The 14,756-nt window shown below is 65.7% G+C and carries 14 protein-coding genes; 4 read left to right on the plus strand and 10 right to left on the minus strand.

Annotated features, from left to right (window positions below; genetic code table 11):
• Positions 1–4: 4 nt before the first annotated feature.
• From AB7535_RS20805 to AB7535_RS20830, 6 genes are all read right to left on the minus strand, one after another.
• Complete coding sequence (locus AB7535_RS20805; RefSeq protein WP_085404358.1) at positions 5–652, minus strand: ATP-binding cassette domain-containing protein; 648 nt, start codon at positions 650–652, stop codon at positions 5–7.
• The gene (locus AB7535_RS20810) at positions 653–1,354 is read right to left on the minus strand and encodes an ABC transporter ATP-binding protein (protein ID WP_085404357.1); all 702 of its coding nucleotides are present in this window, start codon (positions 1,352–1,354) and stop codon (positions 653–655) included.
• Entirely contained in the window at positions 1,351–2,094 is a 744-nt protein-coding gene (locus tag AB7535_RS20815) for an ABC transporter ATP-binding protein (protein WP_085404356.1), read from the minus strand. The genes AB7535_RS20810 and AB7535_RS20815 overlap by 4 nt, the downstream gene beginning before the upstream one ends.
• On the minus strand, positions 2,091–3,134 hold the full coding sequence (locus AB7535_RS20820) for a branched-chain amino acid ABC transporter permease (RefSeq protein WP_439036806.1): 1,044 nt from the start codon (positions 3,132–3,134) through the stop codon (positions 2,091–2,093). Before AB7535_RS20820 ends, AB7535_RS20815 begins: the two co-directional genes overlap by 4 nt.
• Positions 3,135–3,137: 3 nt before the next feature.
• Entirely contained in the window at positions 3,138–4,058 is a 921-nt protein-coding gene (locus AB7535_RS20825) for a branched-chain amino acid ABC transporter permease (RefSeq protein ID WP_085404354.1), read from the minus strand.
• A gap of 103 nt (positions 4,059–4,161) precedes the next feature.
• On the minus strand, positions 4,162–5,454 hold the full coding sequence (locus AB7535_RS20830; protein ID WP_245344239.1) for an ABC transporter substrate-binding protein: 1,293 nt from the start codon (positions 5,452–5,454) through the stop codon (positions 4,162–4,164).
• Between the two features lie 136 nt (positions 5,455–5,590).
• Between AB7535_RS20830 and AB7535_RS20835 the strand changes: the two genes are divergently transcribed.
• Together AB7535_RS20835 and AB7535_RS20840 are read left to right on the plus strand one after the other, a co-directional pair.
• The gene (locus tag AB7535_RS20835; protein ID WP_085404352.1) at positions 5,591–6,424 is read left to right on the plus strand and encodes a MurR/RpiR family transcriptional regulator; all 834 of its coding nucleotides are present in this window, start codon (positions 5,591–5,593) and stop codon (positions 6,422–6,424) included.
• 22 nt (positions 6,425–6,446) lie between these two features.
• On the plus strand, positions 6,447–7,268 hold the full coding sequence (locus AB7535_RS20840; RefSeq protein WP_085404351.1) for an SDR family NAD(P)-dependent oxidoreductase: 822 nt from the start codon (positions 6,447–6,449) through the stop codon (positions 7,266–7,268).
• Between the two features lie 80 nt (positions 7,269–7,348).
• On the opposite strand, the gene AB7535_RS20845 is transcribed toward AB7535_RS20840, so the two are convergent.
• Entirely contained in the window at positions 7,349–8,440 is a 1,092-nt protein-coding gene (locus AB7535_RS20845; protein WP_085404350.1) for a DUF2778 domain-containing protein, read from the minus strand.
• A 657-nt stretch (positions 8,441–9,097) separates the two neighbouring features.
• Here AB7535_RS20845 and AB7535_RS20850 point away from each other — a divergent pair.
• Both AB7535_RS20850 and AB7535_RS20855 read left to right on the plus strand, forming a co-directional pair.
• The gene (locus AB7535_RS20850; protein WP_439036807.1) at positions 9,098–9,622 is read left to right on the plus strand and encodes a FecR domain-containing protein; all 525 of its coding nucleotides are present in this window, start codon (positions 9,098–9,100) and stop codon (positions 9,620–9,622) included.
• Between the two features lie 61 nt (positions 9,623–9,683).
• Positions 9,684–11,570: a CHASE2 domain-containing protein gene (locus AB7535_RS20855; protein ID WP_085404349.1), complete on the plus strand. Its 1,887-nt coding sequence runs from the start codon at positions 9,684–9,686 to the stop codon at positions 11,568–11,570.
• A 13-nt stretch (positions 11,571–11,583) separates the two neighbouring features.
• Here the strand turns inward: AB7535_RS20855 and AB7535_RS20860 are convergent, their stop codons facing one another.
• The 3 genes from AB7535_RS20860 to AB7535_RS20870 form a co-directional block, all read right to left on the minus strand.
• Positions 11,584–13,086 carry a glycosyltransferase family 39 protein gene (locus tag AB7535_RS20860; RefSeq protein WP_085404348.1) on the minus strand — a complete coding sequence of 501 codons (1,503 nt, stop codon included), beginning with the start codon at positions 13,084–13,086 and terminating at the stop codon, positions 11,584–11,586.
• Positions 13,087–13,092: 6 nt separating this feature from the next.
• On the minus strand, positions 13,093–14,226 hold the full coding sequence (locus tag AB7535_RS20865; protein ID WP_085404347.1) for a glycosyltransferase family 2 protein: 1,134 nt from the start codon (positions 14,224–14,226) through the stop codon (positions 13,093–13,095).
• Between the two features lie 271 nt (positions 14,227–14,497).
• The gene (locus AB7535_RS20870) at positions 14,498–14,698 is read right to left on the minus strand and encodes a hypothetical protein (protein WP_071912499.1); all 201 of its coding nucleotides are present in this window, start codon (positions 14,696–14,698) and stop codon (positions 14,498–14,500) included.
• Positions 14,699–14,756 lie beyond the last annotated feature (58 nt).

Raw genomic sequence — 14,756 nt, forward strand, 5'->3', positions numbered from 1 at the left:
CCTTTTAGGTCGAGCTGTGACAGATGGCGTCCGCGGCGCGCGTCATCTCCGGTCCGAGATAGAGGCGGAAGCGCGGCTCGGCGGCGAGCGTGCGGAAGTCCGTCATCCGCGTCACCCCGCCGCCGGCGACGAACAGGAATTGCCCGGCGATCTCGGCGAGGATGTCGAGGTGCCAGCTAGCTGTCGGATGCATGCAGAGGATGACCAGCCTGCCCTCGTCGCGCAGCTTGCGGAAGAAATCGAGCATGAAGCCGATATAGCCGTCCTGCAGGTTGAACTGCGGTTCGTCGAACAAATGAACCAGCGGCGTTTTTGTCGGCGACGGCGCCAGCAAGGCGGACGGAATGCGCTTGCGGAACCGCCTGACCTGATAGGACTGGTGATAGTGGATCGCGAGCCGGTCGCGCTCGCGATATTTGACGCCATGGATATCGGTGCCCGCGACCAGCACGCGCCCCGAGGTCGGCGCGTTGGAGCCGGTCATCATCTCGAACAGCGTCGTCTTGCCGGCGCCGTTCGGCCCGACCACGCCGACGATGCCCGGCTCCTCCAGCGACAGGTTCGCCTGAAGCGTGAACGTCGGACGGCGGATGACGCGGCCCCTGCTGTAGACCTTGCGGACATCATCGAGAACGAGCAGCGGTGCGGCCACTTATTGTACTCCCAGCAAGCGCTGACGAAGGCCACGATCATCGCGCAAGGTCGCGGCCTCGCCAGTCCAGACGATCCGGCCGCGATCGATCACCGCCGCGTGGTCTGCGACCGACAGCGCGATCTCCGCATTCTGTTCCACGACCAGCGAGGCGATCCCCTCCTCCTTCATGCGCAAAATGGTGGCGAGCACGTCGCCGACGATCTTTGGCGCAAGACCCTGGCTCGGCTCGTCGAACAGGACCAGTCCCGGCGAGCCGACCAGCGCGCGCGCGATGGCGACCATCTGCATCTCGCCGCCCGACAGGTTCTCGCAGTCGCGCTCCATGAGATATTCGAGCGGCGAGAAGATCGCGGCGGCCTCCTTGACGCTCCAGTTGCGAAAGCGCGTGCGCTTCTGCGCGATGGTGAGGTTACGCGCCACCGACAAGGTCGGGCACAGCCGCCGGTCGTCGGGCACCCAGCCGATGCCGGCGCGCGCGATCTCGTGGGTCGGATCGCGCGTCACGTCATGCCCGTCGAAACGAACGGCGCCGCGGCGCGGCCGCGTCAATCCGAGAATCGAGCGGAGCATCGTGGTCTTGCCGGCGCCGTTGGGCCCGAGCAGTGCAAACACCTTGGCGTGCTCGATAGCGAGCGAGGCGCCGAACAGCGCCTGGGTCTCGCCGTAGAAGGTATCGACCCCATCCAGTTCGAGGATCATGCGAACTTCCCGAGATTGGAACGACGCACCCATTCGTTCTGCTGCAGCTCGTGCGGCGTGCCGCGCGCTACCACCTGGCCCCAATGGATGACCGAGATGCGATCGGCGAGCGAGAACAGGAACTCCATGTCGTGCTCGATGGCGACGATGGTCAGCCGGCCCTTCAGGCGCGCCACCAGAGCGGCCAGCCGCTGCATGCCGTCGGAGCCGAGGCCGGAGGTCGGCTCGTCCAGGCACAGCACGCGCGGGGCCTGCGCCAGCGCGACCGCGATCTCGAGTGCTCGGCGGTCCCCATAGGACAGGTCCTTGGCGCGGATATCGCCCTTGTCGGCAAGCCCCACCGCAGCAAGCGCTTCGGACGCCTGCTCGGCAAACCTGCGGTCTCCAGCCGCCGCCCGCGCGATATCGAGGCCACGGGCGCGAAACGCGGGCAAGCCCATCATGACGTTGTCGCGGGCGGAGAATTCGTCGAACAGGGTCATGATCTGAAACGAGCGGGCGATGCCCTTGGCGGCGATGCGGTGCGGGCTCAATCCCGTGACATCCTCGCCGCCGAGCAGGACTCGGCCGCGGCTCGGCTTCACCCTGCCGGTGAGGACGTTGAAGAAGGTGGTCTTGCCCGCGCCGTTGGGACCCATCACGCCGTGAAACTCGCCCTCGGCAACCGCGAGATCGACGCTTTCCAGCACGACGCGATCGCCGAAGCGGACGTGCACACCCGCGGCCTCGATCATGCTCATCGCCCGCCCCCGACCAGCAGTCGCATCGCGGAGGTGCCGCGCCGCCGCAGCGCGTTGAGTGAGTGCTGCTGCGCGGCGGCCGAGAGCGCGCCGGCGATGCCCTCGGGGCGGAACAGCACGATCGCAATGAACAGCAGACCGAAATAGAGCATCCAGGCATTGGTCAGCGCGCCGATCACGTCGCGCGCGGTGAGGAAGAGAAACACGCCGATCACCGGCCCCCAAAAGCTGACGAGCCCGCCACCGACCAGCGTCATCATCACAACGTAGCCGGATTGATGCAGGCTCATGACGTCAGGGAATGCGGCGAGCTGCGCCATCGCGAACAGTCCGCCGGCAAAACCGGACACGGCCGCCGACAGCGCAAACACCGACGCCTTGTAGAGCCACACGTTATAGCCGAGATGGGCGGCGCGAACCTCGCTCTGCCTGATCGCAGCGACAACGCGGCCATAGGGCGAGTGCACCAGCCGCCACAAGACGGCGGTACCGACCGCGAAGACCGCGAGCACGAAATAGTAGAACGCGACATTGTCGGTGAGATCGAACGACACCAGCCCGAAATCGGCCGGCAGCCGTTTAATCTTGAGAAGCCCATCCTCACCGCCGGTGATCCGGTGCGACTTGATCGCCAGCGTCCAGAAGATCTGGCCGAAGGCGATGGTCATGAAGGCATAATAGATGCCGCGCCGATGCGAGATGAACAGCGCCACCAGCACGCCGGCAAGCCCCGCGACCACGGCCGCGGCAGCGAGACAGATCCAGAGATTGGCGACAATGTCGAGCTGGCACAGCCCGAACGCATAGGCGCCGATGCCGAAATAGGCGCCATGTCCGAACGACGGCAGTCCGGCCGTGCCCAGCACCAGATTGAACGCGAGCGCATAGAGCGACCAGATCAGGATCTCGATCCCGAGATAAGGATAGAGCCCGATCCGCGAGATCCAGAGCGGCACCGTTGCAAGTACGAGCCAGAGCACCAGCATCGTCGGCGTGACGAGGCGCGCGGCGTCGGATGAAGAACTTGATCCCACAATCATTCCCTAGGCCTCGAGCACGCTTTTCTTGCCCCACAGGCCGCGTGCACGGAACGTCACGACGGCGACGAGCAGGATGTACATCGACAACAGCGACCATTCGGACGCGTAGGCGCCGGCAAGACCGACACATAATCCAACCAGCAGCCCCGCCACGACGGCGCCCCAAAAGCTGCCGACGCCGCCGAGCACGATCACCAGGAACGCGGGGATGACAGCATCCACGCCCATATGCGGGCGAATGCCCCAGATCGGCGCGACGATGATGCCGGCGATCGCGGCCAGCATGGTGCCGAACACGAACACCAGCAGCCGCAATCGCGACAGGTTGATGCCGAGCGCCCGGACGATCTCGCTGTCATGAGCGCCGGCCTTGACGGTTGCGCCGAATGAGGTCTTTTCGATCAGCAGCCAGACCAGGCCGATGATCCCCGCCGCAATGCCGGCGGCGTAGAAGCGATAGGTCGACCAGATCAGATCGCCGAACAGGAAGCCGCCATTGATGGCGGACGGCACTTGCAGCACATAGTCCCGCGTCCCCCAGACCAGGCGGATCAACTCCTCGATCACCATCGCTGCGCCAAACGTCAGGAGAAGCCCGTACAGCGGGTCCTTGCCGTAGGTCCGCCGCATGCAGAGCTCGATCAGCATCCCGACGAGACTCACGATCACGGGCGCGATCACCAGCGTCGCGGCATAGCGCCAGCCCAGCGGCAGCGTGAGCCACGCTTTGGCAAGATCGGCTGGCAGTGGCGGGCGCGGTCCGGTGAGCTGCATGGCGACATAGGCCCCGAGCGCGAACAGGGACCCATGCGCAAGGTTGATCTGCTCCATCAGCCCGACAATGAGCATGAAGCCGAGCGCGATCAGCGCGAACAACAGGCCAAGCGTCAGGCCATTCAGGAGATGCGGAAGAAGGTCGAACAAGGTTTTGACTCTCGCAACTGGCATTGCTCCCCCAAGCCCTCAAAGGCCCGGGCTGCGGCGCGCGACATGCGCGCCGCTCGTTCCACGACGCGACGCACCGTCGCTAGGAGTCGACGGTCGGCACCTGCTCGTAGGGCGTGAGCTTGCACTTGCCGGGAGCAGCGTCATCGGCTGCCGATTTCGGCTCGGTCCAGCTGATGATCTCGAACAGATCGGTGTTGTCGGCCGGCTTGGCGTTGCGCCGCGCCAGATAGATCGTCTGCTGCATCTGATGCGTCACGGGATCCATGTAAGCGTCGAAATGCTGCATGCGATCGGTTGCCGAGACCTTGAGGTTCTCGATCTCCTTGATGATCTTGACGTTGTTGGTCGACCCTGCCCGCTCGATCGCACGGAGCAGTTCGCGCGTGCTCATGTAGCCGTTGTAGGAGACGTTGCCTGGCACCGGGATCGGGCCGTCCTTGTTGGCGGCCTGCCATTTCTTGACGAAGTCGGCGACGCCGGGCAGTTGCAGCTTGTGATACCAGGTGGTGCCGAACACGCCGAACAGGCTGTCGGGCGCGCCCCAGACATCGGGCCAGTCCTGCTGGTTGTTGATCCAGGCCGGCTTGCCGTCGAGCTTGAGCTGCGCCACCTGCTCGCGCAGTGCCTTGATGTCGTCGCCGCCGATCGCAGTCGCGACCACGTCGGGTTTTGCTTGTTGGATCTTCAGGAGGTAGGCGGTGAAGTCGCGGGTGTTCTGCGGCACCAGCAGATTATCGATGATCTTGCCGCCGGCAGTCTCGACCTGCGCCTTGGTCGCGGCAGACGTGGTGTGACCCCAGACGTAGTCATTGGTCAGCAGCATCCAGTTCTTGCCGATGGAATCGACTGCGTTCTTGACCGATGCCTTGGAGAAATTGGTGCCGTTACCGTCCCAGACGAATTTCACACGCGAGCAATTCTCCCCGGCCTCGCTCGGCGCGGAGGAATTGGTGTTCATGTAGATCACGCCGTATTTGCTGGCGACCTGGGTGATGGCGTTGGCGACGCCGGAATGCAGCGCACCGATCAGGATGGTGCAGTCCTCGCGGGTGATGAACCGCTCGGCGACGCGGCTGCCGGTGGCCGGCGTCGTCTCGGTATCCGCGGTGATGAACGAGACCTGGCGGCCGAGCACGCCGCCTTTGGCGTTGACCTCGTCGATCGCCATCTTGATGCCGCGGAAATCATCCTGGCCGCTGTTGCCGTATTGGCCGCTGGCGTCGCAGGTCAGGCCGAGCTTGATCGGCTTCGCGCCTTGCGCCCACGCGTGATTCTCTTTCCACGGCCCGAAGAAGCTGCCGGTGCAGCCGATGACGCTCGCCATCAAGCTGCCCTTCAGAACGCTTCGCCGTGAGATCTGACGCCCTCTCATCGTTTCCTCCCGTTTTCGAAGTCTTTTGCTTTTTTCTGCGATTAGAATATTCATTCCATTTATTATGTAAAGTGGAATATTTGATCCAAACGGTGAAATGCCGTTAAACAGGCGACCGATCCGGAGACCCGAGACGATGAACGAGGCACAAGGCGCGATGAGCTACGACGAGCTGCGCGGCGCCATTGCGCAGCGGCACCGGGCGCTATCCGGCCGGCTGCAGCAGATCGCGGAGTTCGTGCTCGATCACCCGACCGATGTCGCGCTCGGCACCGTGGCCGAGGTGGCGCAGCGCTCGGGCGTGCCGCCCTCGGCGATCGTTCGCTTCGCCCATGCGCTCGGCTTTGGTGGCTTCACCGAGATGCAGCAGGTGTTCCGCTCCCGCCTCGTCGCCGGCGTCGCGCCGAGCTACAAGGCGCGGCTCGCGCGCATGAAGAGCGAGGAGAAATCGGTGCTCGGCCGCCAGCCCGCCGCGGTGCTGTCGCGCTTCGTCTCGGAAGCGCAATCGTCGCTGGTGACGCTCAGTCAATCCGTGCATGCGCGCGAGCTCGACGCCGCCACCGCGATCCTCGCCAAGGCGCGCGACATCTATCTGCTCGGCCTCGGCGGCTCGTTTCCGGTTGCGACCCACCTCGCCTACGTCCTGCGCAAGCTCGGACGCCGCGTCGTCCTGCTCGACGGCACGGGCGGCAGCATCCACGAGCAGTCGCATGCCGCAACCACGGAGGACGCGCTGGTCGCGATCAGCTTCCGGAACTACTATCCGGATACGGCGCGGCTGTTTCCCGAACTCGTTGCGCGAGGCGTGCCCACGATCTCCATCACCGACAGCCTCCTGAGCCCGATCGTCGAAGGCGCGAGCGTCGTGTTCGAGATCCAGGACATGCCCGAGCCGGCGCTGCGCACGCTGGTCGCACCGATGTGCCTCGTGCAGGCGATGGCGATCGGGCTCGATCTCGCGGCGGACTGACGTTTCATAACAGGAGAAGATCATGGCTGCACATGACGGGAAAGTATTGTCAGGACAGGTGGCGCTGGTGACCGGCGCGGGACGCGGGCTCGGACGCGCCTTTGCAGAGAAGCTCGCCGCGCTCGGCGCCGACGTCGCCATCCACGGCATGCGCGAGAACGGGCCGGCGGAATATGGCGAGGGCACCACCCTCACCGCGGTCGCCGCAGAGATCGGCGAGCAATTCGGCGTCCGCAGCCAGCGCGTGCTCGGCGATCTCACCAGGGGCGAGGACATCGCGCGCGTGATCGCCGAGACGGAAGCAGCCCTCGGCCCGATCGACATTCTCGTGCACAATGCCGGCGGCGACATCGCAGCCGCCGGCGGCAAGCCGGACCCGAACGACGCGGTGAACATCAAGGAGGCCGATGTGCGCGCGGTGCTGGAGCGCAATCTGCTCTCGACCATCCTGACCTGCCAGGCGGTCGCGAAGGGAATGATGGAGCGGCGCCGCGGCCGCATCGTCACGCTCGGTTCGGTCGCCGCGTTCAAGGGCCGCACCCAGGGCTCGATCTACGCGGTGTCGAAGGCCGGCGTAACCCACTACACGCGATGCCTCGCCGACCAGCTCCGCCCCTACGACATCGCCGTCAATTGCATCGCGCCCGGCGATACCCGCACCGGCCGCTTCCTCGGCACGCGCGCGGTGGACCCCGACAGGATGGTCGAGACCGGCACGCTCGACCGCATCGCAACCGTCGACGAGGTCGCGCGCGTCGTCGAGTTCTTCGCCGGTCCCATGGGCGCCTTCGTCTCGGGCCAGGTGCTGAGGATCGACGGCGGCGGACAGTGCTGGCCGGGTTGAAGCAGAGAAGAGAAGAGAAGAGAAGAAAAGAAAAGGGCCCCTGCAAGCGGCCCTTTGAGATCATCGCGAATTGACTGAGCTCACTCGACCCGCGACAGCACCGCGAGCTTGCGGATGCCCTTGTTACGGTAGGCGTCGAGGAACGCGTAATAGTCCTTGAACGACACGCAGCCGTTGGAATCGCCGTTAGGCCCGAGCATGAAGGTGTGGGCGAGCAAGCCGTCGCGGCCGTAGATCGCGCTCTCGCCGCCGATCGGGGTCAGGCGCAGCGCCGGCACGCCATGGAACAGCGCTTCGCGCGGCTTCAGCGTGTAGATGTGCGGCGGCGTCACGCCGCGCATGCGGACACGCGAGGAGCGCGGATCGTCGAGATTGGAGCCGAGGCCGGAATGCGCCTCGAGCTTGGTGCCGTCGGGCAGGTAAACCATCTTGGCGGTGATGTCGTAGACCGCCGTGTCGCGCTCATAGGGCGCCGAACCGCCGAGCATGGGGTTCTGCTCCCTCGGCGCGATGGACGCGGTCACGCTGGCATCGGCCGAGGCATAGGCCAGCAGCCCGCCGGACGGCTCGCGCTTGCCCCAGAGCTTCTCGACCATCGACTGGCGCGGACCGGTGATCGACATCACCGCGGCCTTGGCGCGATCGGCAAACGATTTCGGCTTCGCCTCAGGCGCCGGCACGATCTCGGCCGGATCGGCCGAAGCCAGTTGTATCTGCGCATCCGGCGCGCGCTTGGCCTTGTCCGCAGACTTGTCGGCAATCTTGGCTGGTGCCGCCGGCTTCAGCGCGTCCGCGACCTTCGCGATCACGCTCTGCTTGGGGGCGTCCTTCGACGCTTCCTTGGCGACGGCGACCTGGGTTGCGGGGGCGGCGCTCGCATTCGACGCCACGCCCTGGGTCGCGGCCGCGGCAAAGCGCTCGTTGAACATCTCGCGCGAGATCGGGGCTGCGACCTGGAGCCGGTCGGGCAGCAGCGCAAAGGTGTCCCTGATGGCCTCGCCGGCCTCACGCAGCGCCACCCTGGGCGCGCGCTTGATCACGGGCTCGTCGTAGCCAATGCTGCCGACGGTCGGATAGACGCTGGCGCCGAGGACGTTGCTGTAGATGGTCCAGCCGGCGCCCATCACGACGCAGCCGATCGCCGCGGCGCCCAGCCAATTGGTGGTGGTCATTTTCCGGGAAGGCTTCCGAAGAGAATTCTTGGACTTCCGTGCCGCGTTACTCTGCGCAGCGATACTCGTACTCATTCGCCTTGCGTCCAGGACGGTGTCACTCAGTCCCCCTTCGAAGTGCCGCTGGTCACGATCCGGGAACAGCATCTCGCAGGAGGTCGGAGCGTCATTAAGGCGACTTTTAGTTAAATGCAGATTAAGTTCGGGCAGATGTGAGGCACCGCGTTAACGCTGTCCCATTTCGAGAAAAATGTCCGCAGAACTACGGACTTAGGAGCGTCTGTTAACTATAATTCTCGGCCGGTTCGGCACGTTGGACGGACGTCACAGGCCGCCCCTCTAAGGCCATCCAACCAAGTCGTTTTCGTGGTCTTCAATACCCGGACAATAGCGGGGAAGCGTTGCGCGAGGCTGGTGCGCGCTGCCCTCTCCAGCGGGTGTCAGCAGGGTGGCGGCAGAGCCCGTCCCACATCACACATCGCGCACAGAGTGCTCACGCAGCACGGCGCCCTGACCGAAAGTTGATCGCGCCGGACTGGAAAAGACCGCACCGAGGAAATAGCTCCGAGAGCGGCACTTTTCAGCAGCCTCTGCGTGTGATACGGTACCGTATCAACATCGCTTTGAACTGTGCCAAGCACGCAAACGGAGGCTGGCATGAGAGGGATCGCGGGCGCCGGTATTTTCGCTCTGGCGTGGTTGTTTCAGTTGATCGGGTCTGCGAATGCACAGCCGGCTGTCAATGTCGGCTGCACGGCATCGCCATCGGCTGCGGGCACGCAAGTCTGGCGCTGCGACAACGGCATCACCATCGTTGCGGAAAACGGCGCCAGATTTGAACTTAAGGACGCCAACCGCGACGGACATATTGACTCCGTGGAGTTGAGCAGCAAGGCGCTGCTGATCGAGGTGCCCAAGAAGCCCGGCGGCAATCCCTTCAAGGTGCTGACGCCGCAGGCGATCGCCGCAGTGCGCGGGACCAAATGGGCCGTCGATGTGGCTGAGGCCAAGACCGCGGTCTTCGATGCTGACGGCCGTGTCGGTGTGAGCCGCAGGGCTCGTGGACGCGGCGTCGTGCTCGGACCGGGCCAAGGCGTCGATGTCGAGGCAACGGGCCCGTTGACCGCCAAGACCTGGGGCCAGCCGCGCGTCGACGCGCTGATGGCAAGACTGGGTCAATAAGGCCTGGACAATTAAGGCCCGCGCAGCAACGCCCGGGCGACAAAGAAGATTGCAGTACGTAATGACTAGACGCGTTCAGATCCTGGTGGCACTCGTCCTCACCGCGCTGTGGGGTGCCGGCATCTATGCCGGCCACGCCAACGGTCATCTGCGCTTTCTCGATCGGCTCGAGGCGACGCTGACGGATTGGCGGACCCAGGTCCGCGGCGTGCAGGCTCCGCCCGATCTCGTCACCATCGTCGCAATCGACGACACCGTCGTGAAACGCGGCGGCAGCTATCCGCTGCCGCGCGCCGATCTCGCGCGCGTCGTCGACACCATCGTGCAGTTCAAGCCGAAGGTCGTCGCGATCGACCTGCTGCTGGTCGACCGCAGCGCTGCGATCGGCGACGCGACGCTGGCCAACACGCTCGCCACCGGTCCCATGGTGCTCGCCGCCGCGGCGATCTTCCCGACCGCCAGCGAGACCGTGGAGCCGGGCACCCAAGGTCCCCTCGCCGCGCTGCCACAGGCCGAGCGCTTCCTGCTGCCGCTGCCCGCCTTCGCCGATCACGCCGAGGTCGGAGTCGTCAACGTCGCGACGGGGCAGTCGGGCTCGCCACTTTCGGTGCCGATGCTGTTCCGGACCCGCGACAAGGTCGAGCTGTCATTTCCCTTGCGCGTCGCGGCGCGCGCGCTCGACAAGCCGCTGACGATCGCGCCGGATCATCTCATGCTCGGCGATCGCGCGGTCTCGACCGACAGCGATTTCGCGCTGCCGATCACCTATTACGGCCCGCGCCGCACCATCCGCACCGTCAGCGCGCAGAGCATCTTCGACGGCACGCTCAATCGCGCGGCGATCGAGAACCGCATCGTCGTGATCGGCGCCGCGGTCGCCGGCGGCGGCGACTTCTATCCGACACCGTTCGATTCCCTGATGCCCGGCGTCGAGGTGATCTCGACCGCGATCACCCATCTCGTCTCCGGTGACGGCATCGTGCGCGACCGCAAGGTCCACATCGCCGACGCGCTCACCGCGATCCTTTTGCCGATGCTGCTGGTCGGCCTGCTCGCCTGGCGGCGCAGCGCGCCCGGCATCATCGCGGCAGCCGCGGTGATGATCGCCTGGGCCGGGCTCAATCTGTTCGCCTTCACGCACGGCGTTTGGCTGAACGCCGCGACGACACTTGCCGCCGCGGTGCCGCCGGTCGCGGTCTTTGCCGGCGTGCAGCTGTGGGCCGGCGGCCGCCGCACGCAATATTTTGCCGCCAAGAGCAGGTCGCTGGCGCAATTCCAGGCGCCCGCCGTGCAGGAATGGCTGACGCGCGATCCGAATTTCCTGTCCAGGCCGGTCCGGCAGGATGCGGCCGTCGTCTTCATCGATCTCTCCGGTTTCACGACGCTCAGCGAACGGATCGATCCGGACGAGCTGCAGCATCTGCTGAGGGCATTTCACGCGCTGATCGACAAGGCCGCGGTCGATTGCGGCGGCCTGATCACCGGCTTTCTCGGCGACGGCGCCATGATCCTGTTCGGACTGCCACACGCGATGCCCGACGACGCGGCGCGCGCGCTGCAATGCTCGATCGACCTGTATCGCAGCGTCGATCGCTGGATCGCTTCGCTGCCGCCTGCCCTTCGCGGCCAGCTTGGTTTCAAGATCGGCGCGCATTTCGGCCCGATCGTCGCCTCCCGCCTCGGCGAAAGCCACCAGCACATCACGGCGACGGGCGACACGGTCAACGTCGCGAACCGCTTGATGGAGGTTGCCGCCCAGAACTGTGCGCGGCTCGCGCTGACCGATACGCTGCTGGATGCGGCCGACTTCCACGGCGCTCCCGACGGCATTCTGTCAGGTCCCCTGCTCACGCAGGTCCGCGGCCGCTCCGGCGTCGTGACCGTCTGGTTCTGGCGCGACCAGAACGGGCCGAGCCAGGCCACCGCCAGGGCCGAGATGATCGACTGATTTTTGGGGCCGCCTACCGCGCTTCCGGCGGCGGCGAGCGGTCGAGCACGTCGCCCTTGGCGCCTTCGAGCAGATCAATGCCGTAGGTCTCGATCACGAGCGGCCCGCGCTTGCGCTGCAATTGCGCAATTTGCGTCACCTTCGCGAAGAGCTCGTCGAGGGCGGTATGGCCGTCCGGGCGCAGCTCGTCGACAGAGATCACCTTGCCGGCAAGCAGCTTTGGATCGGGCTCGGGCATGTTGACCCAGCGGATGCGCTGGTTCTGCTGCAGCACGCAGGTGCCGCGCGGCAGATAGAAGGCGAGCCAGCCCGTGGTGCCGTAGTCCTGCGCGAGCACGCAGGTCGCGCCACTGCGCACGCGCGCCGCTTCGATCTCGGCGGCGAGCTCGCGCCAGCCGACGCCGACACTGCGCACCGTCGCGTCGCGGCGATAGCCCGACAGCCAGCCGGTGTTGGCCTGCACGATCAGCGCGGCAAACATCACGATGCCCACGGGCGCGGCCCAGCGCAGGCAGAAATCCGCGAGGCGCTGCGCGCGTGGTTGCCACTGCACGAGATTGGCGGCGGCGGCCGCGGCAACGATGAAGGGCGGATAGACCGGCGCGAACCAGTTGGCCTCGACGCGGGCATGCAGCGAATGCCAGACGAAATAGACGACGATGGTCCAGAACAGCGTCTCGATCAGCACACGCGAGGCCAGCGCGCCGTCCCGGCGCCAGGTCAGCGCGTGCAGGCCCATCGCGCCGAGGATGAAGACGAGCGGCGTTGCGAAGGCGATCTGGGTCGGGATCAGCTCGGCGATGAAGACGGGACGGAAGTCCTCGATCTTGGCGCGCCCGAGCTGCTTTACGAACGAGACCCATTGATGATCCGCATTCCAAAGGATCACCGGCGAGAACAGCGCGAACGCAACGAGACCGCCGAGATAGGGCCAGGGCGAGAGGAACCAGCGCCGCAGTTTCGGCACGGCCGCAAGCCAGATCAGGATCGCGGCGCCAAAGAACAGCGCGGTGTATTTCGACAGCAGCGCCGCGCCGACCGCCGCGCCGACGGCGAGCCACCAGACGCCGCGGCCGGTCTCCAGCACCTTGGCGAGGAAGAACAGCACGAAGCTGGAGGCAACCAGCAGCGGCGCATCCGGCGTGACGATCAGCGTGCCCACCGAGGCCATCATGGTCACGTTGAGCAGGATGGCGCTGGTCGCAGCCACCCGCGCGCCGCCGAACAGGATGGCGGCGGAGCGGTAGATCGCGTAGCTCATCGGCAGCGCGAGCAGGATCGAGAACACGCGGACGCCGAGCTCGGTGTCGCCGGCGATCATGGTGCCGGCGCGGATCACATAGGCGACCATCGGCGGGTGGTCGTAATATCCTCCGGCGAGGTTCTTCGACCACATCCAGTAATAGGCTTCGTCGAAGGTGATCGGCGTGAACGCGGCCGCGACCAGCCGCAAGCCGACCAGCGCAACGATCACCAGCGCGGTATTGCGGACGATCCGCGCGTCAGCCCCGCCCATGTCGAGCTATTTCTTGCGCCAGACGAACAGTCCGGACATCGCGTAGTTCCACACCACGCCCATCAGCGCGCCGGCCATGCCGGCCAGCCACCAGATCGGCTCCTGGTCGTAGACCGAGAAGGCGACGCCGACATTGGCGAGCAGGCCGACGCTGCACACGATGTAGAAGGCGATCAGGCCGCGCAGCAGCGCAAAGCCCTTCAGCCGCTGGTCGCGATAGGTGAGGAAGTTGTTGAGGACGAAGTTGCTGGTCATGGCGACGACGGCGCCCGCGGCCTGCGCCTCCGCGAACGGCGCCTTGAACAGCTGAAGGGCGATGAACAGCGTGGTCAGATGCACCACGAGGCCGACGCCCCCGACCATCGCGAACAGGATGAAGCGAAGCGAGACCGCATCGTTGGTGAACTTGGCCAGCACCAGGCCGAGAAAATCCAGCGCGACCATGGAATCGAGCTTGCTCTCGCCGTGCTGGCGCTCGCCGAATGTGTAGGGAATTTCAACGGCTCGCAAGCTACCGTTCGCGCTCGCGACGAGGTCGAGCAGGATCTTGAAGCCGTGCACCGACAGCTTCGGCGCCAACTCCTCGAAACGGTCGCGCCGAACCATGAAGAAGCCGCTCATGGGATCGGCGATCTCGACCCGCAACGCCTTCCTGGCGAGTTCGGTCGCAAGCGCGCTGGCGCCGGCGCGCTGCTTGTTGAAGCCTTCGCTCTTGTAGCCCTCGATGTAGCGGCTGCCGACGACGAGATCGGCCTGGTCGCTTGCGAGCAGCAACAGCATCTTCGGCAGTTGCGTCTCGTCGTGCTGGAGGTCGGCATCGATCACGGCCACATAGGGCGCGCTGGAGGCCAGGATGCCCTCGATGCAGGCGCCCGACAGGCCGCGGCGGCCGATGCGGCGGACACAGCGCACGCGGTTGTCGCGCTGCGCCAGCGCCCGCACGACGTCCCAGGTGCCGTCGGGCGAATTATCGTCGACGAACACGACTTCCCAGGCGACGTTGGCGAGCGTCGCCTCCAGCCGCCGGTAGAGCACCGTGACGTTGTCGCGCTCGTTGAACGTCGGGACGATGACCGACAGTTCCGGCGCCTCTTGAGCCTGCGGGGGAGTGCCGGAGCCCGGTCTGATCGCTTCATTCATGACGGCAGCGTATATCCGCCACGTCCTGCGCTGCCAAGACGTTGCGCTGCCAAGATCTACCGAGCCGGGGGTCTTTGGGGAAAGGCCCAAAAAGGGCCCAAAAATGCCAACGACCCCGGAACGGCGGACCGCGCGTACATCCGGCGCAAGCCCAAGCTATTCCAAGGTCGTTCCAGCGCCGGAGGTTTCACTCAACGTCGCCGTTAGAAGCTAGATAGGTACGGCAAAACCGCTTCGCAAGGGGGCATAGCGGCTCTTTTTCAGACCCTCGCTAGTTCGGGACTTCCTTGATCACCGGCCCACGCGGCACGGGGGCGGCCGGGACAGCGGGCGCTGCGGCCGGAGCCGGCTCGGCCTTTGCCGGCCTGGGCGGCTTGCCGTACTGGCCGATCGGCCCCAATACGACGGCGACCGCAAGCACGACCGCCGCGACGATCGCGCCCAGAATGCCACCCACCGACTCAGACGACATGGAAGCCCATCCCTGTTCCAGATGCGTCCAGCAATACCATGGATGCGCGCGGAGCTGG

The organism is Bradyrhizobium sp. 956_D2_N1_4, from assembly GCF_052076025.1.
Classification (GTDB): domain Bacteria; phylum Pseudomonadota; class Alphaproteobacteria; order Rhizobiales; family Xanthobacteraceae; genus Bradyrhizobium; species Bradyrhizobium barranii.